This window comes from Lacinutrix chionoecetis, assembly GCF_053604665.1.
In genome coordinates, this window is sequence record NZ_JBSHNQ010000083.1 from 138,087 (window position 1) to 160,321 (window position 22,235).

The window sequence follows — 22,235 nt, forward strand, 5'->3', positions numbered from 1 at the left end:
AATTAGTTGGTGTAAAATTATCTTAATATTTATACTCTCTTATTAATTTTAAATAAATATAAGCAATTTCTCTATACTAAACTTTCTTTTCCTAACGTTTGGTATTGTGCTTGCATAATAGGCTAATATTGTTATTTTTGCAACGCTATGGCATATTTAAATAATACTATGAAATTACAGCATCTACTTTTCTTTTTTGTTTTTAATTTGGTTTTTTTTACGCAGTTACAAGCTCAAGAAGAGAAAATTCTTTTCACTATCGATAATCAACCTGTTTACGTTTCAGAATTTTTAAGAGTTTACAATAAAAATTTAGATTTAGTAAAAGAGGAGTCTCAAAAAGATATTGATGGTTACCTTGAACTTTTTATAAATTATAAGTTGAAGTTAAAGGAAGCTAAACAGTTAGAATTAGACCAAAAACCCGCCTATCTTCGTGAGTTTGAAAGTTACAAACAGCAGCTTTCTAAAAATTATCTAACCGATAATAAAGTTACAGATGCTTTGGTAGAAGAAGCTTACAACAGATTGCAAACCGAAATTAATGCCAGTCATGTTTTAGTTAGGATCGATGAGAATGCAAGCGCACAAGACACTTTGGCGGCTTATAACGAGATTGTTAAACTTAGAAACAGGGTGATTGACGAGGGTTATAAAGTGGTACAAACCGATGTGCATAATGGGAGAACAATATTCGCTGAAGATTTAGGGTATTTCTCTGCATTTAAAATGGTCTACCCTTTTGAAAGTGCAGCGTATAATACAAATGTGGGCGACGTTTCTAATCCTTTTAGAACCCGTTTTGGTTACCACGTTGTAAAAGTTCTGGATAAAAGAGAAGCCCAAGGCGAAGTGTCTGTTGCGCACATAATGATTAAACTTAATAAAGACAATCCAAAAGAAAGCGAAACAAAAATAAATGAAATACACAAACGTATTCAGCAAGGCGAAGCTTTCGATGCTTTAGCAAAACAGTTTTCCGAAGACAAAAGTTCTTCAAGTAATGGTGGGTTGCTTAAACCGTTTTCTGGTGGAGAATTAAGTGCACCAGAATTCGAAAACGTTGCTTTCGAACTTAAAAATATAGACGACGTGTCGAAACCTTTTAAAACCCAATTTGGTTGGCATATTGTAAAACTTAAAGCTAAAAAAGGTATAGCAGCATTTGAGGACATGAAATCGCAGTTACAATCGCAAGTTAAACGCGACTCGCGTTCTAAGGTAATAAACGACTCGAGAGTTAACACCTTAAAATCAAAATATATTATAGTAGACAATAAAACGGACTTAGAATATTTTAAATCCATTTTAAATAACGAATACTATAACGGAAGATGGCAGTTACCAGCCAATTTCAATGAGAATAATACACTTCTAAAAATTGAGGGTAAAAGCATAACCTATAATGACTTTGGGCAATATTTAATAAAAAATCAAAGAGGTATTAGTAATTCTGTTTCTATTAACGATATTGTGGAAAGTCAATATAAAAAATTTGTAGAAAACGAATTATTAAAATATCAAGAAGAAAATCTAATTAACGAAAACGAAGATTATGCTCAAATTGTAGCAGAATATAGAGATGGGCTTTTGCTTTTCGATTTAATGGAAACCGAAATATGGAATGCCGCTAAAACCGATTCTCTTGCAGTTAAAAATTACTATCAAGCCAATAAAAGTAGTTATTTTTTTCCTGAGCGTGTAAATGCTGTGGTAGCTTCTTCTGCCAAAAAGAATATAATAAAAAAGATTGCTAGTCTAATGGACAAAGGCACAAACATAGATGACATTAAAAACTTAGTCAATACAACCAATCAAGTTAATGTTAGTTTCACATCTGGTGAAATGGATCGAGAGCATCAAGCACTTCCAGAGGATTTCGTCTTTAAAAAAGGAATTTCAAAAATCTATAAACATAATGATGCATACGTAGTTGTAAAAGTAAATAGTGTATTGCCTAAAAGCGAAAAAACGCTGGAAGAAGCAATGGGTAAAGTTACAAGCGACTACCAAAATTTTAAGGAAAAGAATTGGTTGAGCGAATTAGCTTCAAAATACAAAGTAGAAATCTACAACAATGCATTAAATTACGTTAAAAAAACAATAGCCAAATAAGATGTTAAAGCGTATTGCTATATATACCGTTATTGGTTTCATGCTTACCTCATGCGATTATTTTAAGAAAACAGAAACTCAGGATGCTATAGCCAGAGTTAATGAGGTGTATTTATATAAAGACGACCTAAAAACAATACTTCCCGAAAATTATACGCAAGAAGACAGCACTGTTATAACAAATAACTTTATAAACCAATGGGCAACAGAGCAATTGCTTGTCCAAGGTGCTACAGTAAATCTAGACGAAAACACCCAGAAAGAATTTGATGCATTGGTAAATGAATATAAAAACGATTTATACAGCAAAGCTTACCTAGAAGCCTTAGTTTATAAAAACTTAGATACTGTTGTTTCTGCAAATGAGGCATCAAAATACTATGAGGATAATAAACAGGTTTTTAAGCTTAATGAAGATTTGGTTAAATTAAGATATATTAATATTGATGAAAATAGACTTGATTTTAACGAGATTAAGGAAAAATTTAAGCGCTTTAATGCTAAAGATAAAAGAGAGTTAGATTCTGTGGCAATTCAGTTTAAATCGTACTCTTTAAACGATTCTGTTTGGATTAGATTAGATCAAGTTATTACCAAAATACCTACAGTTACTACAGAGAATAAAAATGAACTGTTAAAAAAATCTAATTTTATACAACGCAAAGATTCATTAGGACTATATTTGATGCAAATTACAGATGTGCTGCTTAGAAATGACGAAGCACCTTTAGAATACGTGAGACCAACTATCAAGCAAATAGTAATAAACAAACGAAAACTGGAGCTTATTAGTAAATTAGAAAAAGACATTACAAAAGATGCCATTAAAAATAAACAATTTGAAATTTATAATTAATTTGAAACACTTAATAGCTGTATGCTTAACTCTTTTTGTTGTTAACGGAATATTAGCACAAGAAATTATTGACGAAACTCCAAAAGCTGAAGCAGCAAAAGACAGCTTAAAGCCACTAATAAATGTTAAAGTAGATGGCGTGTCTGCCGTAGTTGGTGAATACATTATTTTAGAATCTGATATTGATAAAACCTTTTTACAGCTCAAGGCTCAAGGCGGTAATCCAGATAATATTACCAGATGCCAATTATTTGGTAAACTTTTAGAAGATAAGCTTTATGCGCATCATGCTATACAAGATAGTATAGTTATTAATGATGCCGAAATCCGTTCTTATGTAAACCAGCAATTACAGCAAATTCAAGAGCAGGTTGGAGGTGATATGCAACAAGTGTTAGACTTTTATAAAAAAGAGGATGAGCAAAGCTTGAAGGATGAAATGTTCGAAATTAATAAAGCGAACAAATTAGCAGCCGAAATGCAACGTAAAATTGTAGATGAAGTAGAAGTTACTCCAGAAGAAGTACGCCAGTTTTTTAACAAAATACCTAAAGAGCAACGCCCAACATTTGGTACAGAATTAAAAGTTGCACAAATAGTAATAAAACCAGAGCCAACTCAAGAAGAAATAGACAGAGTTATTAATGAGCTTAAAACCATTAAAAAAGATGTAGAGGAAAATGGAGCGAACTTCAGGTCTAAAGCCTTATTTAATTCAGACGATCCTGGTTCTAAAAAAAATGGAGGTGCATTACCACCCATGAATCGAAATAGGCCACGTATGGTCAAGGAGTTTAGAGAAGTAGCTTTTTCTTTACAGGAGGGTGAAATATCAGAACCTTTTAAAACAGAATACGGTTATCATATTATATTTCTAGAAAAAATTAGAGGACAGGAATACGATGTCAGACACATATTAATGATACCTGAGGTTTCAGAAAGTTCTGTAAAAGAAGCTAAAGAAAAAATTGAAGAAACAAAGAAAAATATAGAAGAAGGTAATATTACTTTTGCAGATGCAGCCAGAGAAGTTAGTGATGAAATTGAAACAAAATTTCAAGGAGGACAACTTATTAATCCTGCAACACAAGATTATAATTTTGAATTAACTAAAATTGATACCGAAATTTATGTTAAGATTCAGGATTTAGAAAATAATACCGTATCAGACGTTCTTGTAGACAGAGATCAAATAGGTAATGTGCTCTTTAAAATTCTTACAGTTACAGATAGAATAGACGAGCACGATGCAGATTACTCAAGAGACTATCTTAAAATTAAAGAACTTGCTCTTAATGAAAAACGATTAGACGCAATTGCGAAATGGCAAGAAGAAAAAATTGACGATACATACATTAAAATAAGTGGCAATTATAGAGATTGCGATTTTACTAACAATTGGCTTAAAAAATAATATACTATAAATAAAGAATGTCAGACGTAGCAGCTATCAACCAATTAGTAACCAAGTATAACGCATTAAGACAAGAGATTGCTAAAGTAATCGTAGGTCAAGACGATGTGGTAAACCAAATATTAATTTCTATATTTTCTGGAGGTCACGCCTTATTAATTGGAGTGCCAGGTTTAGCAAAAACATTAATGGTTAATACCATTGCTCAAACTTTAGGACTCAATTTTAAGCGTATTCAATTCACACCAGACTTAATGCCAAGCGATATTCTTGGTAGCGAAATTTTAGACGAGAGTAGAAACTTTAAATTTATAAAAGGGCCAATTTTTGCTAATATTATTTTAGCAGATGAAATAAACCGTACGCCTCCCAAAACACAAGCCGCTTTATTAGAGGCCATGCAGGAACGAGCAGTTACAGTAGCAGGACATCATTATAAATTAGATTTGCCATATTTTGTTTTAGCGACACAAAACCCAATAGAGCAGGAAGGGACATATCCACTACCAGAAGCGCAATTAGACCGTTTTATGTTTGCAATTAATTTAGACTACCCTACTTTCGAAGAAGAAGTGCAAGTAGTTAAAGCAACAACCACAGATGTTTCTGCATCAGTTAATGCATTGTTTTCAGCACAGGAAATTATAGATTTTCAACAATTAATAAGAAGAATTCCTGTAGCAGATAATGTTATCGAATATGCTGTTAGAATGGTTGCTAAAACGAGACCAAATACAGATGCGGCAGCAGATTTGGTTAATCAGTATATAGATTGGGGAGCAGGACCAAGAGCGTCTCAAAATTTAATTTTAGCCGCTAAGACTCATGCAGCAATTAATGGTAAATTTTCTCCAGACATTGAAAACGTACAAGCCGTTGCAAACAGCATTTTACGTCATAGAATAATAAAAAACTACAAAGCCGAAGCAGAAGGTGTAACCGAAGAGCAAATTATTAAAAGCTTATTTTAATGAAGAATAAACAGTTTATTATTCCTGTCATTATTTTTCTTTTAGGTTTTATCTTTACAATTCTTGGCGCTTTATTTAAAATCCAGCATTGGCCTTACGGTCCACAACTCCTAACTATTGGATCGTTTATAGAAGTAATTGGTTTAATAGTTTTAATTGGAGTTCTTGTTAAATCTTATTTTAAGAAATAAATTTCTCCTATTTTTTAATAGCAATTTATTATCGATTATAGCTACCATACTTATAGATAAAAAAGTCAGCTCAGTTATTAATTTAGTATTTTTTCAATACTAAAATTATCATTTTTGTAAATTTTAAGTATAATTATTTATTTTTTTTGAATTATTCGCAAGTACTTACCTAAATCGTTACAAATTTTTTAAATTCTTCAACTTTTTGTAGTTTTGCAATTCCGAAAACTTCGGAATATTAACAACAACTAAAATTAAAATTTAACTATATGGCATTCGATATCGATATGATTAAGAAGGTTTACAGTCAAATGGCAGAACGTGTTGATGCAGCTCGTGATATCGTTGGTAAACCATTAACACTTTCAGAGAAAATTTTATACAATCACCTTTGGGATGGAAAAGCAACAAAAGCTTTCACCAGAGGTAAAGATTATGTAGATTTTGCACCAGATCGTATTGCATGTCAGGATGCTACTGCGCAAATGGCATTATTGCAATTTATGCAAGCAGGAAAAGACAAAGTAGCCGTACCAACAACAGTACATTGCGATCACTTAATCCAGGCAAAAGAAGGTGCAGTTAAAGATTTAAAACACGCCAACGACGTAAGTAGTGAGGTTTTTAATTTTTTAGAATCTGTATCTAACAAATATGGTATTGGTTTCTGGAAACCAGGTGCAGGTATTATTCATCAGGTAGTATTAGAAAATTATGCATTTCCAGGAGGTATGATGATTGGTACAGATTCCCATACAGTAAATGCTGGTGGATTAGGAATGGTAGCTATTGGTGTTGGTGGAGCAGATGCAGTAGATGTAATGGCAGGCATGGCTTGGGAACTTAAATTCCCAAAACTAATAGGTGTAAAATTAACAGGATCACTTTCAGGTTGGACAGCACCAAAAGATGTTATTTTAAAGGTGGCAGAAATACTTACTGTAAAAGGAGGTACAGGTGCAATTGTAGAATATTTTGGACCTGGTGCAACTTCTATGTCATGTACAGGAAAAGGTACTATTTGTAATATGGGAGCAGAGATTGGAGCAACAACTTCCACTTTTGGTTACGATGAGTCTATGGAACGTTATTTACGTGCTACAGAAAGAGCAGAGGTTGCCGATGCAGCAAACAAAGTTAAAGACTATTTAACAGCAGATCCAGAAGTTTATGCAAATCCAGAGCAATATTTCGATCAGGTTATTGAAATTAACCTGTCTGAATTAGGGCCTTTATTAAACGGACCATTTACTCCAGATTTATCAACATCTGCAGGAAAAGATATGACCGAAAAGGCGAAGGCTAACGATTGGCCTATTCAAGTAGAATGGGGATTAATTGGGTCTTGTACCAACTCATCTTACGAAGATTTATCTCGTGCCTCTTCTATCGCGCAGCAGGCTTTAGATAAAGGATTAAAAATGAAGTCGGAATTAGGAATCAATCCAGGTTCTGAAAAAGTAAGATACACAGCAGATCGTGACGGTATTTTGGGTATTTTCGAAAAATTAGATGCTAAAATATTTACAAATGCCTGTGGACCATGTATTGGCCAATGGGCAAGGTATAGTGATCCTAAAAATGCACCAAAAAATAGTATAGTACATTCTTTTAATAGAAACTTTGCTAAGCGTGCAGATGGAAACCCAAATACACACGCATTTGTAGCCTCTCCAGAATTAACAGCAGCAATAGCGATTGCAGGTCGTTTGGATTTTAATCCGATGACAGATAAGTTAATTAACGAAAATGGTGAAGAAGTCATGTTCGAAGAACCAAGAGGATGGGAATTACCTCCAAAAGGTTTTGAAGTTAAAGATAACGGTTATTTAGAACCTGTTGAAGATGGAAGCGGAGTAGAAGTAGTGGTTAGTCCAACTTCAGAACGTTTACAGCTATTAACACCTTTCGAGCCAATAGGAAAAGAAATAAAAGGTGCTAAATTATTAATTAAGGCATTTGGAAAATGTACAACAGACCATATTTCTATGGCTGGACCTTGGTTACGTTTTCGTGGGCATTTAGATAATATTTCTAATAATTGTTTAATAGGTGCTGTTAATGCATTTGGAAAGAAAACAAACTTTGTTAAAAATCAATTAACAGGTGAATTTGGAGGAGTGCCAGATACGGCAAGAGCTTATAAGGCCGCTGGAGTAAAAACTGTTGTTGTGGGAGACCACAATTATGGGGAAGGATCATCAAGAGAACACGCAGCAATGGAACCAAGACATTTAGGTGTAGTAGCTGTTATTGTTAAGTCTTTTGCACGTATTCATGAAACTAACCTTAAAAAACAAGGGATGTTAGGTCTTACCTTTGCAAACGAAAGTGATTACGATTTAATTCAAGAGGATGATACCTTCAACTTTGTGGATATGGCAGATTTTGCACCTAACAAACAGTTAACGTTAGAAGTCGTGCATGCAGATGGAAGTAAAGACAAGATTATGTTAAACCATACTTATAACCAGGCTCAAATTAACTGGTATAATGAAGGTTCGGCCTTAAATTTAATAAAAAAGGAAAACGCATCTTAAAACCAAAAAAGGTTAAAAAATAAAAAAAACTCCTAAATTAACGTTTAGGAGTTTTTTATGCAATAGATGTAAGGTTTTTAGCTATTTAACGACTAAAAAAGAAATTACTTCGGTTTTAGCTCTACCAATTTAAATTATTGAGTAGATTTCAATTAATATAAAAAAAAACAAAAATGAAAAAATTAATTTTCGGCCTTGCGCTATTATGTTTAATTACAGTATCATGTTCAAATGATGATGATGGAACTATAATTAATCAACCAGAGAGTGTTAATCTTAAAGTAACAATTGAGAATGTGTTAACACCATCAACATATTTTTCAGGAGGATTAGCAGCCACTCCAATTGGAGAAACTACACCAGGACCTATTTTTCCAGGAGGAGCGTACGAGTTTTCTTTTGATGCAGGACCAAATGTTTTACCTGGAGATGGAGGTACACGCGTAAATTTTTTAACAATGTTTGTACAATCTAATGACTTATTCTTATCACCAGACGGTGAGGGTATTGCTTTATTTGATGCCATGGGAAACCCAAACTCTGGAGATGTCACTAATCAAGTTAAATTATGGGATGCAGGAACAGAAGTTAATGAAGTTACAGGAAGCGCAAACCAAAAACCACAGCAGGCTGCTGATGCTTCAGATCAAGGTGTTGATGAAAATGGAGTGGTAACAGAAATCACCGGAAATACTGATGGTGTTAATGTGCTGCCAGATGTTGATGAGGTTGCACAAGTAACGTTAACACATAATGGAGGAACAAACTTTACATTAAGAATCGAGAATATTTCAACCATGACAACAATTGCTACTCCAGCGCAAGGATCAGGAACTACTGCAGCAGTACCAATGTCTCCTGCTGTTTACACAATACACACAAGTCCTAATCCATTTTTTGAAACAGGTGAAGCTGCTTCAGAAGGTGTGGAAGATATTGCGGAAGATGGTTTTGCAATGGTAGAAAACATGAGAGTTTTGGATAATAGCGGATTAATAATACCAATTTCTCCTGGTGTTTGGGCTGTTCATGATCAAGGTATTAATCCATTGTTTACTAGTGGGCAACCAGATAATGGTGAAGGTTTAGAAGGAATTGCAGAGGATGGTACCCCAAGTAATTTAGCAGTTGTACTAAGCACTAAAATGGGAGTATCTTCAAGCGCTTTATTTAACACTCCAGTAGGGACATCTACACCAGGTGCTGTAGGACCAGGAGATAGTTATTCTTTCGATATTACTGCTAAACAAGGCGATTATTTATCTTTTGCGACAATGTCAATTCAAAGCAATGACTGGATTTATACTTTCTCTCAAGGAGGAATATCATTATTTAACGGAGCAAATCCAGTAACTGGAGATGTTACATCTAATGTTAAATTATATGATGTAGGAACAGAAGTAGACGAATTTCCTGGAGCAGGCCTAAATCAAGTAATAAGACAGTCTGCCCTTAATACTGGTCCTGTAGACCCTAATACACAGGTTAGAGAAGTTAATCCGTTTCCTGCTAACGTACCATTAGTTCAAAATGTGGTTCGCGTAACGATTTCACAGTTATAAAATATTTATAGTTAAAGTTTTATTATAGGATTTGAAGCACTAATTATGCTAAATTAGTGCTTCAATTATTTAAAAATTATGGCTAAAAGCAAAATTTCAACTAAAAATATAATTTTCATAGTAATTATTGCTTTGTTGATTATCCCTCAATCACGGCAACAAATTCAAATTGCATTACACTCAGTTATTGCAAAAATGAGTCCGAGTGTAGAAAAAGACAGTGACATAGAACAGGTTAGTAATTACAATTGGCAATTAAGAGATTTAGATGGTAATGGTTTTCATTTTGATCGTACTAAAGGTAAAGTTGTGCTTGTAAACATTTGGGCAACTTGGTGTCCTCCTTGTATTGCAGAGATGCCCTCTATACAATTATTATATAATGATTACAGTGATAAAATTGAATTTATTTTGGTTTCTAATGAGCAGGACCAAAAAATTAAAGATTTTTTGAATAATAAAAATTATACTTTTAGTTCGTACGTGCCAGAATCTCAGGCTCCAGAGACTTTTTATGTAAAAAGTATTCCGCGAACATTTTTACTGGACAGGCAAGGCAATATAATTATAGATAAATCTGGAGCTGCCAATTGGAACAGCAACACGGTAAGAAATACAATAGATGAGCTTTTAAAATTATAATGTTTTAAAAAAGGCTTTTATAAAGCTCCAAGAAAAAAGAGATTTCATAATTTTTAATTCTTCTAAAAATGAAGACTCCTCATCTAAAAACTTAAACATGTTTTCTATCGAATTCTTAGCATAGAATTGATTAAAAATCCATTCGCCTTTTTCGTTTTCATCTAATAGGACTTTTAAAAATATTTTATCGTAAAACTTAAACCTTTTCTTAAAGAGTCTATTTGAAGGTTTTCTATTAAGTTTTAAATTCTCGATAATTATAGCAACTTTTTTCTCTGTGTGCTTAAAAGAGTAACCTGTAGAACCCTTAACCCAGCCACCAGCAGTACCAATCTTCGTTAGATTTTTTGTAGAATAATTTTCGAATGGAAAATTAGTCATAGGAATTTTTCCGCTTTCGGTTTCCAGAATCTTATAACGGCTAATTTTTAATGTTTCGGCAATGTATTTTTTTACAAAACTATCGTAAGTGTCTTCATTTACTAAATCTGGTGTAAAATAAGTAAACTCTATAAGCGCTTTAGTTTTAGAAAGTGGTAACACGTACGTAAAAGTGGTTTGGTCTCCGTCTTTCATTCTAAAGTCCATCATTGTAAATTGTTCCGGATTAAAAACTGGTGTTTCTGTTTCAATGATCCAACCTTTAAAATGCTGAATTATTTTTGTGTAATTATTGAATTCTGAAAAATAATCTTCTGGTATTCTGCTGTCGAAAACATGATAAGCAGAGTAGGAGTTGTTAGTTGTATTTACAATGATACTATCGGTCTCTTCAATTGAAATGACAGGTTCAACAATAAATTGAAAATTAGCTTTTTTCGAAAGTTTTTGTTTTGCGGCAGCATAGAAGTCTAACGCATGAATGGTTTTGTAAGTATAAGGGCTAAGAGGTAGTTTTAATTGTTTTTCAGAAGAAAAAAACAAAGCCTCTTTCCAAGTTTTTGATATAATATGCTCCCATTTACCTTCACCTTTTTCCCAAAAGCTCCAGGTTTTATCGTTACTGTTTTTAGGAGATTTGTCTATTAATGCTATTTGCTTATCATTAAAAAAGGAATCTTCAGCGAGTGCTAATGCCAATTGAAATCCAGCAAGACCATTGCCAATAATAATATAGTCGAAAGACTTGCTAATAGACATTTATTTACTGTTACGCTTAAAGTATTTAAAAGGAACAAACAGCATACCAAAACATTCTCCTTCATCTTTGCCTAAATGTTTATGGTGCATTTTGTGCGCTCTTCGCACGCCTTTAGCATACCAGTTATTAGCGTTTCTTAGTAGTTTAAAACGCTGGTGAATAAAAATATCGTGTACAATAAAATAAGCAGCACCATACGCCATGATACCTAATCCAATAGGTAAGCCATACCAAACGTTTTCGTAGCTCCAGAGATAAAAGCAGGTCATGCTTACAATAGCATAAAAAATAAAAAAAGCATCGTTTCTTTCAAACCAGCTGTCATGATCTTTATGGTGATGGTCTTTGTGTAAAGACCATAAAAAGCCATGCATTATGTATTTATGTGTAAACCAAGCCATGAATTCCATAGTAGCAAAAGTGCCTAAAAAAACTAGTATCCAATAAAATATATGCATTACATTAAATTAAGTTGATATTTTACATAGCTTCTGGTTAAAAGCTCTACTTTTTTATAATTTGGTACTCTAACTCTTGTGTTTTTAATATCTAAAGCAGGCGTTTTTTTCAATTTCTTTAATAACTGGTTGTAATAACGATAAGCCATAAAAACACCAAATTTAGCTTCTATTGGTAATAACTTTATGCCTTCAAGCCCTTTTGCAAAATCATTTTCAATGTCTTTAATTATTATTTGCTTAGCATTTTCATCCAAATTATTTAAATCTGTATTAGGAAAATAGGTGCGTTCTAACACATCGAAATCTGCCTTTAAATCTCTTAAAAAATTTACTTTCTGAAATGCAGAACCTAATGACATCGCAAAAGTTTTAAGCTCATGGTACTTTTCGTTATCACCATTTACAAATACTTTTAAGCACATCAATCCTACTACATCAGCAGAGCCATAAATATAGTCATTATATTCAGATTCTGTTAAATAGGTGGTTTTAGTAAGGTCTAAGCGCATACTTTTCATAAAGGCATCAACCATATGCTTTTCTATATTATATTTATGGTAGGTATGCTGAAATGCATTAAGAATAGGGTTTAAACTAATTCTATCTTGTAAAGCGGCTTCTAAATCGTCTTCAAATCTTTTAAAAAGCGAAGCCTTATCGTAATCATGAAAGGTATCTACTATTTCATCGGCAAACCTAACAAAACCATAAATGTTATATATGTCCTGACGGATTGAGTTTGCCAGCATTTTAGTAGCCATAGAAAACGAAGTACTGTACGACTGTGTTACAATCTTACTGCAATGGTACGAAACGGTATCGAATAGTGCTTTCATACTATTTATGGTGTTTAGATATTAATTCTGCAACTAATTTTCCAGAGATAATGGAAGGAGGAACGCCTGGACCAGGAACAGTAAGTTGTCCTGTAAAATATAAATTTTTCACTTTCTTACTCTTTAATTTAGGTCTTAAAAATGCTGTTTGAAATAACGTATTAGCCATTCCATATGCATTTCCTTTATACGAGTTATAATCGTCAATAAAATCGTTTACGCAATACGATTCTATAAAGATAATTGAATCTTGAACTTCTTGTGAAGTTAAATGCTCGAAGCGAGTAATTATTTTTTTAAAATACAAATCCCTTAAAGTTGCTGTATCTTCAATACCAGGAGCTAACGGTATTAAAAAAATACCTGCTTCTTTACCATCAGGAGCAGCGCTGTTATCTGTTATACTTGGAAAACTTGCGTAAAACAATGGGTTTTCCGGCCATTTGGGATCATCATAAATAGCTTGTGCATGTACATCGAAATCTACATCAAAAAATAAGGTATGATGATTAACATTTTTCAATTTTTTATTAAACCCAACATAAAATAAAAGCGATGATGGCGCAAAAGTTTTATGGTTCCAGTATTTTTCAGAATATTGCCTGTACTTATTGTCCAGCAATGTTTCGGTATGGTGGTAGTCTGCACCACTTAAAATAATATCGGCATTATATGTTTTTCCATTAGAAATGATACTTGTTGCTTTATCATTATCTACGGTTATTTTATCGATTGGGTTTTTTGTTTTAATTGTAACGCCTAATGATTTTGCTAAGGCTTCCATTGCAAGCACAACTTGATACATGCCTTTTTTAGGATGAAACGTCCCAATACCAAAATCGGCATAATTCATAAAACTGTAAAAAGAAGGTGTATTACTTGGTTTTGCACCTAAAAAAAGGACAGGAAACTCCAAAATCTGTGCTAAACGCTCGTTTCTAAATTCTTTTCTGACGTCTTTTTTTATAGTGCTAAAAAATTGATTGATTTTTTTTATGGTAACAGGCGTAATTAATTCTAAAGGAGAAACACCTGGTCTATATACTAAATCTTTTATCGCTACTTCATAGTTGTTTTGCGCATTATCTATAAATTTCTTCAATTTTATAGAGCTTCCAGCTTCTTCCTTTTCAAAAGCAGCGTATATTTTATCTAAAGTATCTTCAATGGTTATAAAATCGTCTTTTCCAAAATAGACACTATAGGCTGGATTTAATTTTTCAAGATCATAATAGTTGGAGGGTTTGGTATTAAAATCTGCAAAAAAACGCTCGAAAACGTCGGGCATCCAATACCAGGTGGGTCCAATATCAAACGTAAATCCATCTTTCTTAAATTGTCTTGCACGACCACCAATTGTACTGTTTTTTTCAAATATGGTTACATTATAACCAGCTTTTGCAAGATAGCATGAAGCAGATAATGCTGAAAAGCCCGAACCAATTATAGCAATTTTTTTACTCATTTTAATTTACTTTTAATTTTTCTATTTGTAAACTATCTAAAACTGCTTTGGTTGATTGTAAAACCGAAATTTTATCGTTTAAAGTTGAAAGGTTAATATTTTGTGTCTGCCTGCCAGAAACATATAAAATGTTATTTGAATGCATTAAAATTGTTGAATGAAATTTTTCTAAGTAGGTGTCAATAAATTCAGTATTTGGCTTTACAGTAAAACTAGAGATAAATGTGATATTATCGTAATAATCAGTGAGATGCTCTAAACTATTCATAGGTACACTTTGCCCTAAGTAAATAGAATGTAATCCATTCTTACATAATTCATAATTAATAAAAAGCAAACCTAACTCATGAATTTCATTCATTGGGAGGAATAGAACAAAGGTCTGCTCGATATTTTTATTTTTAGCCGTCGCATTAACTTTCTCCGTATTACTTAAAATTTTTTGTTTAATAAGTTCGACTATAAAATGCTCATGGGCAGGAGTAATGGTGTTTGTTTGCCAGAGTAATCCTATTTCATCTAAGAAAGGAACTATGTAAGTATAAAAAATTACATTAAACTCATGCTTGGAAGACAACTTATTATAGGTAGCGTGAAATAAAGCACTATCAAAACTAAACATAGCCATTTTAAAAGCATTAATAGCGTAATTATTATTAAATTGTTTTTCGGAAATAGATTTCACCATCAACGGGATTTCCTCTTCGTCAAGATCAGCAATCTTTGAAATCTTCAACCCATTTTTGTTTAAATAACTTATGTTTAGAATTTTTTGTAAGCTCTTTAAACTATAATACCTAATATTAGTATCAGATCTGTTCGGCTGAAATAAATTGTACCGTTTTTCCCAAATTCTTATGGTATGAGCTTTTATACCCGAAAGGTTTTCAAGGTCGCGAATGCTAAATTGTGTTTTAATATTGTTCATCGTATTGCTAAAATAATTAAACAAAACGCAATATTATAACTTTTTGTGAAGTTTTTTTAAGTGCGCACGAGAAGATTCGAACTTCCACGATCTAAGCGATCACTGGCCCCTCAAGCCAGCGCGTCTACCAATTCCGCCACGTGCGCATTAAAATCTATGTTAAAAGATAAAAAAAAAAAGTTAAGCAGAGCTTAACTTTTTTTTGTGACCGGGCTGGGGCTCGAACCCAGGACCCTCTCCTTAAAAGGGAGATGCTCTACCAACTGAGCTACCAGGTCTTTTCCTTTTGAGGGTGCAAATATAAAACGTTTTATTAATAATACAAGCCTATTTTAAAAAATATTTTTGTTTTTTTGTTCACGTAATTTCTACATGATTAATAATCAAATAATAAGACTTAAATGAATATTGTTTTAATAGGATATATGGCATCCGGAAAATCTTTTATTGGAAAAGAATTAGCTAAAGTTTTAGGTTTTAAATTTATAGATTTAGATGATGTTATTGAGTTAAAGGAAAAAAGAAGTTTATCTGAGATTTTTTCAGAATCTGGTGAAATATATTTTAGAAAGAAAGAAAAGCAATATCTTGACAGCCTTTTAAAAACATCAATAAACAGCGTAATATCTTTAGGAGGAGGAACGCCATGTTACTTTAACACAATGGACAGTTTAATATCTAAACCAAAGATAAAAACGGTATACTTAAATGTAAGTATTCCAGTATTGGTAGATAGATTAAGGGAAGAAAAGTCTAAAAGACCTTTAATTGCTCATATTAAATCTGACGAATTATTAACAGAATTTATAGGCAAACACCTGTTTGAGCGCGCTTTATTTTATAATAAGGCAGCCTATACAATTAATGCTAATAGAAATGTTAATGAAATTGTAGAGGATATTGTGCTTCAGCTATTTTAAAAACACATCAAAATTCTTTCCAGTTAAATCCACATCTACGTGCTCGTTTAATGAGGTTGATAGAGAAATCCCTTTAAAATCTGCTTTAACAGGATATTTTTTATGATTTCTATTCACTAAAACAGCCGTTTTAAATTGCTTTAATGGAACGTTAAGAAAATGCTTAACACCGTAGATTAATGTCGTGCCAGAATTTAAAACATCATCTATTAACACCACAGATTTATTAGTGTATTTTTCAGGTTTAATTGAGGTTTCAACACTACTCAACGGTTGCTTTTTGTTTATAGAAACTTTACATAATATGGGTTCAATAGGAGATATTTTTACTAACACTGATTTTAATTTTTTGGCTAAAATATATCCGTTCGATTCAATCCCTGCTAAAACAACCTCAGTCTCGTCGATGTTGCTTTCATAAATCTGATAAGCAATTCTTCTTATTTTATGTGTTATTTCGTCGTGAGACAGTATACTATTTTTAGTATTCGCCATATTTTACTATTAACAATTAATTTTCATTTTCTTTATAAATATCATCAATATCTCTTCTATCTTTCTTAGTAGGTCTACCAGTTCCTTTTTTTCTATAGTAATCTTTTGCATATTTAAGAAGTTCTTGACCCTCGAAAGCAGATTTTGGTGTGGTGTCTACTCTATAAATATCCACCAATTTAGCGCCAACACGATTTGGTGGAATATCTAAAACCGTTAATGAATAATTAATCTGGTTCTTACGTAATTCAATTTTATCTGTTGCAAAAACCTCTCTACTTGGCTTTACAACTTGGTCATTAACCTTTATATGCCCTTTTTTGCATGCAGTAGTTGCAATATTTCTTGTTTTAAAATATCGAACACACCATAAATACTTGTCAATTCGCATATAATTTAACTAAATTCTACGTTAATGATATTGTACAAAATTATTATAAAGATTATCTTGCACCCAAAAATAAGCAAAAATGAATTTAAGAAAATTTTTAATTCCAACTTTATATCTATTATTATTTGCATTTTCTTGTAATAATGATGATGATGCGTCATTTACACCAATTCCAGATAGAGACAGGCAAGAAGTTTACGATGAAAATATTATTGAAATTGAAACGTATTTAGAAACACACTTTTTCAACTATGAAGATTTCGATTTTACTAATGCCAATAATCCAGCTAACGATGAGTTTACTGTAGAATTAGATACTATTTCTGCAGATAACGGGACTCAAGACAAAACGCCAATTATAAATTATTTAAACCAACCCGATGGTGTTTATCCAAGATTAGATATCAAAACGGTAAATTTAGATGATGATGATGTAGACTATAACTTATACATTTTAAAAGTTAGAGAAGGTGAAGGAGATTCTATAAACGCATTAGATGCAGCGGCTATGGTTTATGAGGGAACAATACCAGATGGTTCTATTTTCGATAGTGCTGTTGGTATAGATAGTGGTCAACCCTTTAATCTCACAGGAGTTGGAAACATTGGAGGTGTTGTTGCCGGTTTTAGAGAAGGGATTATTGAATTTAAAACGGCTACAGGATATACAGAAAACACAGATGGTTCTTTTACTTCAAACAATCATGGAATTGGAGTTGTATTTATGCCTTCTGGTTTAGGCTATTTCTCAGCTTCTCCAAGTGCTATAATACCACAATACTCGCCTTTATTTTTTAAACTTAAAGTAATTTCAAGAAGCAATACAGATTTCGATATCGATGGTATACCTTCACATATTGAACATCCAGATGGTGATTTTACCGGAGCAGACGACAATACAGATGGTGATTTATTAGTTAATTTTATCGATAATGATGATGATGGCGATGGTGTATTAACCAGAGATGAAGTACAGCAAAATGAATACGAAGATGATGGTACTACACAATTTATGTCGAGAGCCGAAGCTAAAGCATATTACGATAGTGTAATTGAGCCCAATGGGTTAAATGAAATATTTATTAGTGTTGAAGGAGAATTAGATGGAACGTTTACGCTTAACACGTTGGTTGTTCCATTTACTATGGTAAATGGCGAAATGCTACCAAACTATTTAAATGCTGCAATAACTACGGTGTTGGAGTAATATTTCTATAAATTAAAAAGCCCAATTTAAAATTTAAATTGGGCTTTTTTATGCGTTGTTGTTTCTTACAGTTTAATAGATAAACTTAATATTAATTGTTCTGGTCTTGTATCTAACCTATCAACATTTATCGAAGAATTATTTAAAATAATCGACGCTTCATTCTCTGTAAAGCCACGTTCGTAGCGTAAATCTATGCCTAAATTATTAAAGTTTAATCCAATTCCAAAATTTAGTCCAACAGTAAAATCATTTTCTACATTGCCAATTCTGGCGTTATCAAAATCAGAATCTAATATATATTGAAACGCTGGTCCGCCAAAGACACTTACAGGGCCAATAATTTTTAAACCAACCAGAACAGGAGCATCAATACGTTGCAGTTTAAAATCGCCAGAATCGTATTCGCTTGTTGTTTTTGTATAAATTAATTCTGGTTTTAAATAAAGTTTGTCACCTATTTTTCCAAATATACCTACATGATATCCAACGGCTCTTGTAGGGTCTTCAAAAGTATTACTAATGGAGTTAAAATAATCGCCATTGGCATTATAATTAACACCACCTTTAATACCAAACCCACTTCCATTTTGAGACATGGCAGTAAAACTAAAAGCTAAAATAAAAAATACCGATAAAATTACCCCTTTACTTAGATTACAAATGGAGAACGTCCTTTTGTGAAATTTTAATAAATTTTTCATAATTGTCGTTTTTTTATGTGAATGAATAGTTAAAACGAAAATCATGCCAGAATATTTTCTCACACCATTTCAAATGAGAGAATAATAAAAAAATAAGGCTGAAAAACAACATGGTTTTTCAGCCTTAAAAAATTAAAAAATATAATTTATTTTCTTTTTATCACTGTTTCACATGCTTTTACAATAGCGTCTGCATTTAAACCATATTTTTCCATAAGTTGTTCTGGAGTTCCAGATTCTCCAAAAGTATCATTTGTAGCAACAAATTCCTGAGGTGTAGGTTTGTGTTGCGATAATACTCTTGCAATACTTTCACCTAATCCTCCTAAGTGGTTATGCTCTTCGGCTGTAACAATACATTTTGTTTTACTTACAGACTCAATAATCGCTTTAGCATCTAAGGGCTTTATAGTGTGAATATTAATTACTTCAGCCGAAATTCCTTTTTCATTTAAAGCTTTTGCAGCTTCTAAAGCTTCCCAAACCAAATGTCCAGTCGCAGCGATAGTAACATCTGTTCCATCTACTAAATGCAAAGCTTTACCAATTTCAAATTTTTGATTTTCAGGTGTAAAGTTGGCAACTTTTGGTCTTCCAAAACGTAAGTAAACTGGTCCGTGATGCTCTGCAATGGCAATAGTTGCAGCTTTAGTTTGGTTATAATCGCAAGGATTTATAACGGTCATGCCTGGTAACATTTTCATTAAACCGATGTCTTCAAGTATTTGGTGCGTTGCACCATCTTCTCCTAAAGTTAAGCCAGCATGCGAAGCACAGATTTTTACATTTTTATCAGAATAGGCAACACTTTGTCTTATTTGGTCGTACACACGTCCTGTAGAAAAGTTTGCAAACGTTCCAGTAAATGGAATTTTCCCTCCAATGGTTAAACCCGCAGCCATACCTATCATATTAGCTTCTGCAATTCCAACTTGAAAAAATCGTTCTGGATGATTTTCTTTAAAATCATCCATTTTTAATGAACCAATTAAATCTGCACAAAGCGCAACAACATTTTCGTTAGTTTTTCCTAATTCTGTTAATCCTGCTCCAAATCCTGAGCGCGTATCTTTATTTCCTTGATTTTCGTATGTTTTCATATTTATTTTCCGTGAAAACGGGAATCTTTTTAATTAAACTTCATTTATAAATCTGTATTATTTTTACAGATTTTTAGAATAGGATTTAATAATCACCTAAAGTTTCAGCATTTTGAGATAACCCATCCGCTAATTGTTCATCGTTAGGTGCTTTACCATGCCATGCGTGTGTGTGCATCATAAAATCAACACCATTACCCATAACTGTATGTAATAAAACGCAAACGGGCTTACCTTTACCAGTTAATGATTTAGCTTCGGCCATTCCTTTTAAAATAGCTTCAATATTATTTCCTTCTTCTATATCAACAACAGTCCATCCAAAAGCTTCAAACTTATTACGAACATCTCCTAATGGTAAAACCTTATCCGTAGAACCATCAATTTGCTGTCCGTTTAAGTCTATTGTAGAAATGATATTATCAACATTATTTCCAGCAGCATACATTATAGCTTCCCAGTTTTGTCCTTCTTGTAATTCACCATCACCATGTAAACTATAAATTAAATGTTTATCGCCATTTAATTTTTTTGCTTGAGCTGCACCAAGAGCAACGCTCATACCTTGACCTAAAGACCCAGAAGCAACACGTACTCCAGGTAAACCTTCGTGTGTTGTAGGGTGACCTTGTAAACGCGAATTTATTAATCTGAAAGTATTTAACTCGGTAACAGGAAAATAACCAACTCTGGCTAAAACACTATAAAAAACCGGAGAGATATGTCCGTTAGAGAGGAAAAACAAATCCTCACCAACACCATCCATATCAAAACCGTCTTTTCTGTCCATAATTTCGTTGTACAGCGCTACAAAAAATTCTGCGCAGCCTAAAGAACCTCCTGGATGTCCAGAATTTACTTTGTGAACCATCCGTAAAATATCTCTACGAACTTGAGTTGTAATGTCTTCTAATTGTTGTGTGTTTGCCATTATTTTTAGCTTGATTTATAAAGCATCAAAAATAACTGTTTAATAAGATTTAGCAAAGGTTGAAAGAATGCACTTATTAACGAATTTGATGCATTTGCTAACAATTTTAAACTTTTTTCAAATTTATTAAATGTTTAAGAACCATTGTGGTTTTGTTATTTATCTTTACCAGCTGAATATTTCCGCAAGTATGACATTCGATTTAAAAGCAAAAGATACACAAAGTAATGCCAGAGCAGGCCTATTAACTACAGACCATGGTGTTATAGAAACACCAATTTTTATGCCTGTTGGAACAGTGGCCTCGGTAAAAGGAGTGCACCAACGCGAATTAAAAAATGATATTAATCCAGATATTATTTTAGGGAACACTTACCATTTATACCTTAGACCTCAAACCGATATTTTAGAAAAAGCAGGAGGCTTACATAAATTTATGAATTGGGATCGTAACATTTTAACCGATTCTGGTGGCTACCAAGTTTATTCCTTGTCTTCAAGACGAAAAATTAAGGAAGAAGGCGTAAAATTTAAGTCTCATATAGATGGAAGCTATCATACATTTACGCCAGAAAACGTAATGGAAATACAGCGTACAATTGGCGCAGATATTATTATGGCATTCGATGAGTGTACACCATATCCATGTGATTATCATTACGCGAAACGCTCTATGAAAATGACGCATAGATGGTTAGATAGATGTATTAATCACTTAGAGAAAGTGCCTTTTAAGTACGATTATTCACAAGCTTTTTTTCCTATAGTTCAAGGTAGTACATACAAAGATTTACGCAAGCAATCGGCCGAATATATTGCAAACGCAGGTGCAGTTGGTAATGCTATTGGAGGATTGTCGGTTGGCGAGCCTGCAGAAGAAATGTATGCTATGACAGAAATCGTGACAGACATTTTGCCTGAGGATAAGCCACGATACCTAATGGGAGTAGGTACACCTATTAATATATTAGAAAATATAGCACTTGGTGTAGATATGTTCGACTGTGTTATGCCAACACGTAATGCAAGAAATGGTATGCTTTTTACAGCTCATGGCTCTATAAATATAAAAAATTTAAAATGGCGAGACGATTTTTCACCTTTAGATGAAATGGGTATAACTTGGGTAGATACAGATTATTCTAAAGCCTATGTTAGACACTTATTTAGTGTAAACGAAAGATTAGCAGCGCAGATTGCAACAATACATAATCTAGGTTTTTACATGTGGTTAGTGCGGGAAGCAAGAAAACATATTATTGCTGGCGATTTTAGAACGTGGAAGGACATGATGGTAAAACAAATGGATAAAAGACTTTAAAAACTAAAAAAAAGGAATTAAATAGAATACTTGCATTTAAAAAC

21 protein-coding genes and 2 tRNA genes are annotated in these 22,235 nt (G+C 32.8%); 11 read left to right on the forward strand and 12 right to left on the reverse strand.

Annotation, left to right across the window (positions count from 1 at the left end; translation table 11 throughout):
* Positions 1–147 precede the first annotated feature (147 nt).
* The 8 genes from ACVC43_RS09715 to ACVC43_RS09750 all read left to right on the forward strand — a co-directional run bounded on the left by ACVC43_RS09715 (position 148) and on the right by ACVC43_RS09750 (position 10,291).
* Positions 148–2,115: a peptidylprolyl isomerase gene (locus ACVC43_RS09715; RefSeq protein ID WP_452224317.1), complete on the forward strand. Its 1,968-nt coding sequence runs from the start codon at positions 148–150 to the stop codon at positions 2,113–2,115.
* A gap of 1 nt (position 2,116) precedes the next feature.
* Positions 2,117–2,971, forward strand: a complete 855-nt coding sequence (locus tag ACVC43_RS09720; protein WP_452224318.1) for a peptidyl-prolyl cis-trans isomerase — start codon at positions 2,117–2,119, stop codon at positions 2,969–2,971.
* A complete protein-coding gene (locus ACVC43_RS09725) occupies positions 2,934–4,385 on the forward strand; it encodes a peptidylprolyl isomerase (RefSeq protein ID WP_452224319.1) in 1,452 nt (483 codons plus the stop codon). The genes ACVC43_RS09720 and ACVC43_RS09725 overlap by 38 nt, the downstream gene beginning before the upstream one ends.
* A 17-nt stretch (positions 4,386–4,402) precedes the next feature.
* Complete coding sequence (locus ACVC43_RS09730; protein WP_452224320.1) at positions 4,403–5,356, forward strand: AAA family ATPase; 954 nt, start codon at positions 4,403–4,405, stop codon at positions 5,354–5,356.
* Positions 5,356–5,547, forward strand: a complete 192-nt coding sequence (locus tag ACVC43_RS09735) for a GldL-related protein (RefSeq protein ID WP_452224321.1) — start codon at positions 5,356–5,358, stop codon at positions 5,545–5,547. The genes ACVC43_RS09730 and ACVC43_RS09735 overlap by 1 nt, the downstream gene beginning before the upstream one ends.
* Before the next feature lie 269 nt (positions 5,548–5,816).
* Positions 5,817–8,087, forward strand: a complete 2,271-nt coding sequence (locus ACVC43_RS09740) for an aconitate hydratase (RefSeq protein ID WP_452224322.1) — start codon at positions 5,817–5,819, stop codon at positions 8,085–8,087.
* Positions 8,088–8,260: 173 nt separating this feature from the next.
* Positions 8,261–9,649, forward strand: a complete 1,389-nt coding sequence (locus ACVC43_RS09745) for a spondin domain-containing protein (protein ID WP_452224323.1) — start codon at positions 8,261–8,263, stop codon at positions 9,647–9,649.
* A 78-nt stretch (positions 9,650–9,727) separates the two neighbouring features.
* Positions 9,728–10,291 carry a TlpA family protein disulfide reductase gene (locus ACVC43_RS09750; RefSeq protein ID WP_452224324.1) on the forward strand — a complete coding sequence of 188 codons (564 nt, stop codon included), beginning with the start codon at positions 9,728–9,730 and terminating at the stop codon, positions 10,289–10,291.
* Here the strand turns inward: ACVC43_RS09750 and ACVC43_RS09755 are convergent.
* From ACVC43_RS09755 to ACVC43_RS09785, 7 genes are all read right to left on the reverse strand, one after another.
* Entirely contained in the window at positions 10,286–11,431 is a 1,146-nt protein-coding gene (locus ACVC43_RS09755; RefSeq protein ID WP_452224325.1) for a lycopene cyclase family protein, read from the reverse strand. The two genes, ACVC43_RS09750 and ACVC43_RS09755, sit on opposite strands and share 6 nt — an antisense overlap.
* Positions 11,432–11,890, reverse strand: coding sequence for a sterol desaturase family protein (locus tag ACVC43_RS09760; RefSeq protein ID WP_452224326.1), 459 nt, complete (start codon positions 11,888–11,890; stop codon positions 11,432–11,434).
* Positions 11,890–12,729 (reverse strand): phytoene/squalene synthase family protein, encoded by an 840-nt coding sequence (locus ACVC43_RS09765; RefSeq protein ID WP_452224327.1) that lies wholly within the window; start codon positions 12,727–12,729, stop codon positions 11,890–11,892. The genes ACVC43_RS09760 and ACVC43_RS09765 overlap by 1 nt, the downstream gene beginning before the upstream one ends.
* Before the next feature lies 1 nt (position 12,730).
* Positions 12,731–14,194, reverse strand: a complete 1,464-nt coding sequence (locus ACVC43_RS09770) for a phytoene desaturase family protein (protein WP_452224328.1) — start codon at positions 14,192–14,194, stop codon at positions 12,731–12,733.
* 1 nt (position 14,195) lies between these two features.
* A complete protein-coding gene (locus ACVC43_RS09775; RefSeq protein ID WP_452224329.1) occupies positions 14,196–15,122 on the reverse strand; it encodes a MerR family transcriptional regulator in 927 nt (308 codons plus the stop codon).
* Between the two features lie 61 nt (positions 15,123–15,183).
* Positions 15,184–15,268, reverse strand: a tRNA-Leu gene (locus ACVC43_RS09780).
* 59 nt (positions 15,269–15,327) lie between these two features.
* Positions 15,328–15,400 (reverse strand) — tRNA-Lys (locus ACVC43_RS09785).
* A 123-nt stretch (positions 15,401–15,523) separates the two neighbouring features.
* On the opposite strand from ACVC43_RS09785, the gene ACVC43_RS09790 reads away from it, so the two are divergent.
* Positions 15,524–16,042: a shikimate kinase gene (locus tag ACVC43_RS09790; protein WP_452224330.1), complete on the forward strand. Its 519-nt coding sequence runs from the start codon at positions 15,524–15,526 to the stop codon at positions 16,040–16,042.
* On the opposite strand, the gene ACVC43_RS09795 is transcribed toward ACVC43_RS09790, so the two are convergent.
* Complete coding sequence (locus ACVC43_RS09795) at positions 16,034–16,537, reverse strand: phosphoribosyltransferase family protein (RefSeq protein WP_452224331.1); 504 nt, start codon at positions 16,535–16,537, stop codon at positions 16,034–16,036. The two genes, ACVC43_RS09790 and ACVC43_RS09795, sit on opposite strands and share 9 nt — an antisense overlap.
* A 16-nt stretch (positions 16,538–16,553) precedes the next feature.
* The gene (locus ACVC43_RS09800; RefSeq protein ID WP_452224332.1) at positions 16,554–16,928 is read right to left on the reverse strand and encodes an RNA-binding S4 domain-containing protein; all 375 of its coding nucleotides are present in this window, start codon (positions 16,926–16,928) and stop codon (positions 16,554–16,556) included.
* A 79-nt stretch (positions 16,929–17,007) separates the two neighbouring features.
* On the opposite strand from ACVC43_RS09800, the gene ACVC43_RS09805 reads away from it, so the two are divergent.
* Positions 17,008–18,135: an FKBP-type peptidyl-prolyl cis-trans isomerase gene (locus ACVC43_RS09805; protein WP_452224333.1), complete on the forward strand. Its 1,128-nt coding sequence runs from the start codon at positions 17,008–17,010 to the stop codon at positions 18,133–18,135.
* A gap of 65 nt (positions 18,136–18,200) precedes the next feature.
* Here ACVC43_RS09805 and ACVC43_RS09810 read toward each other — a convergent pair whose 3' ends face one another.
* The 3 genes from ACVC43_RS09810 to ACVC43_RS09820 all read right to left on the reverse strand — a co-directional run bounded on the left by ACVC43_RS09810 (position 18,201) and on the right by ACVC43_RS09820 (position 20,870).
* Positions 18,201–18,839: an outer membrane beta-barrel protein gene (locus ACVC43_RS09810; RefSeq protein WP_452224334.1), complete on the reverse strand. Its 639-nt coding sequence runs from the start codon at positions 18,837–18,839 to the stop codon at positions 18,201–18,203.
* A gap of 146 nt (positions 18,840–18,985) precedes the next feature.
* Positions 18,986–19,939 (reverse strand): transketolase family protein, encoded by a 954-nt coding sequence (locus tag ACVC43_RS09815; protein ID WP_452224335.1) that lies wholly within the window; start codon positions 19,937–19,939, stop codon positions 18,986–18,988.
* A gap of 85 nt (positions 19,940–20,024) precedes the next feature.
* A complete protein-coding gene (locus tag ACVC43_RS09820) occupies positions 20,025–20,870 on the reverse strand; it encodes a transketolase (protein WP_452224336.1) in 846 nt (281 codons plus the stop codon).
* Between the two features lie 190 nt (positions 20,871–21,060).
* Between ACVC43_RS09820 and tgt the strand changes: the two genes are divergently transcribed.
* Positions 21,061–22,191, forward strand: a complete 1,131-nt coding sequence (tgt, locus tag ACVC43_RS09825; protein WP_452224352.1) for a tRNA guanosine(34) transglycosylase Tgt — start codon at positions 21,061–21,063, stop codon at positions 22,189–22,191.
* The last annotated feature ends 44 nt before the right edge of the window (positions 22,192–22,235 follow it).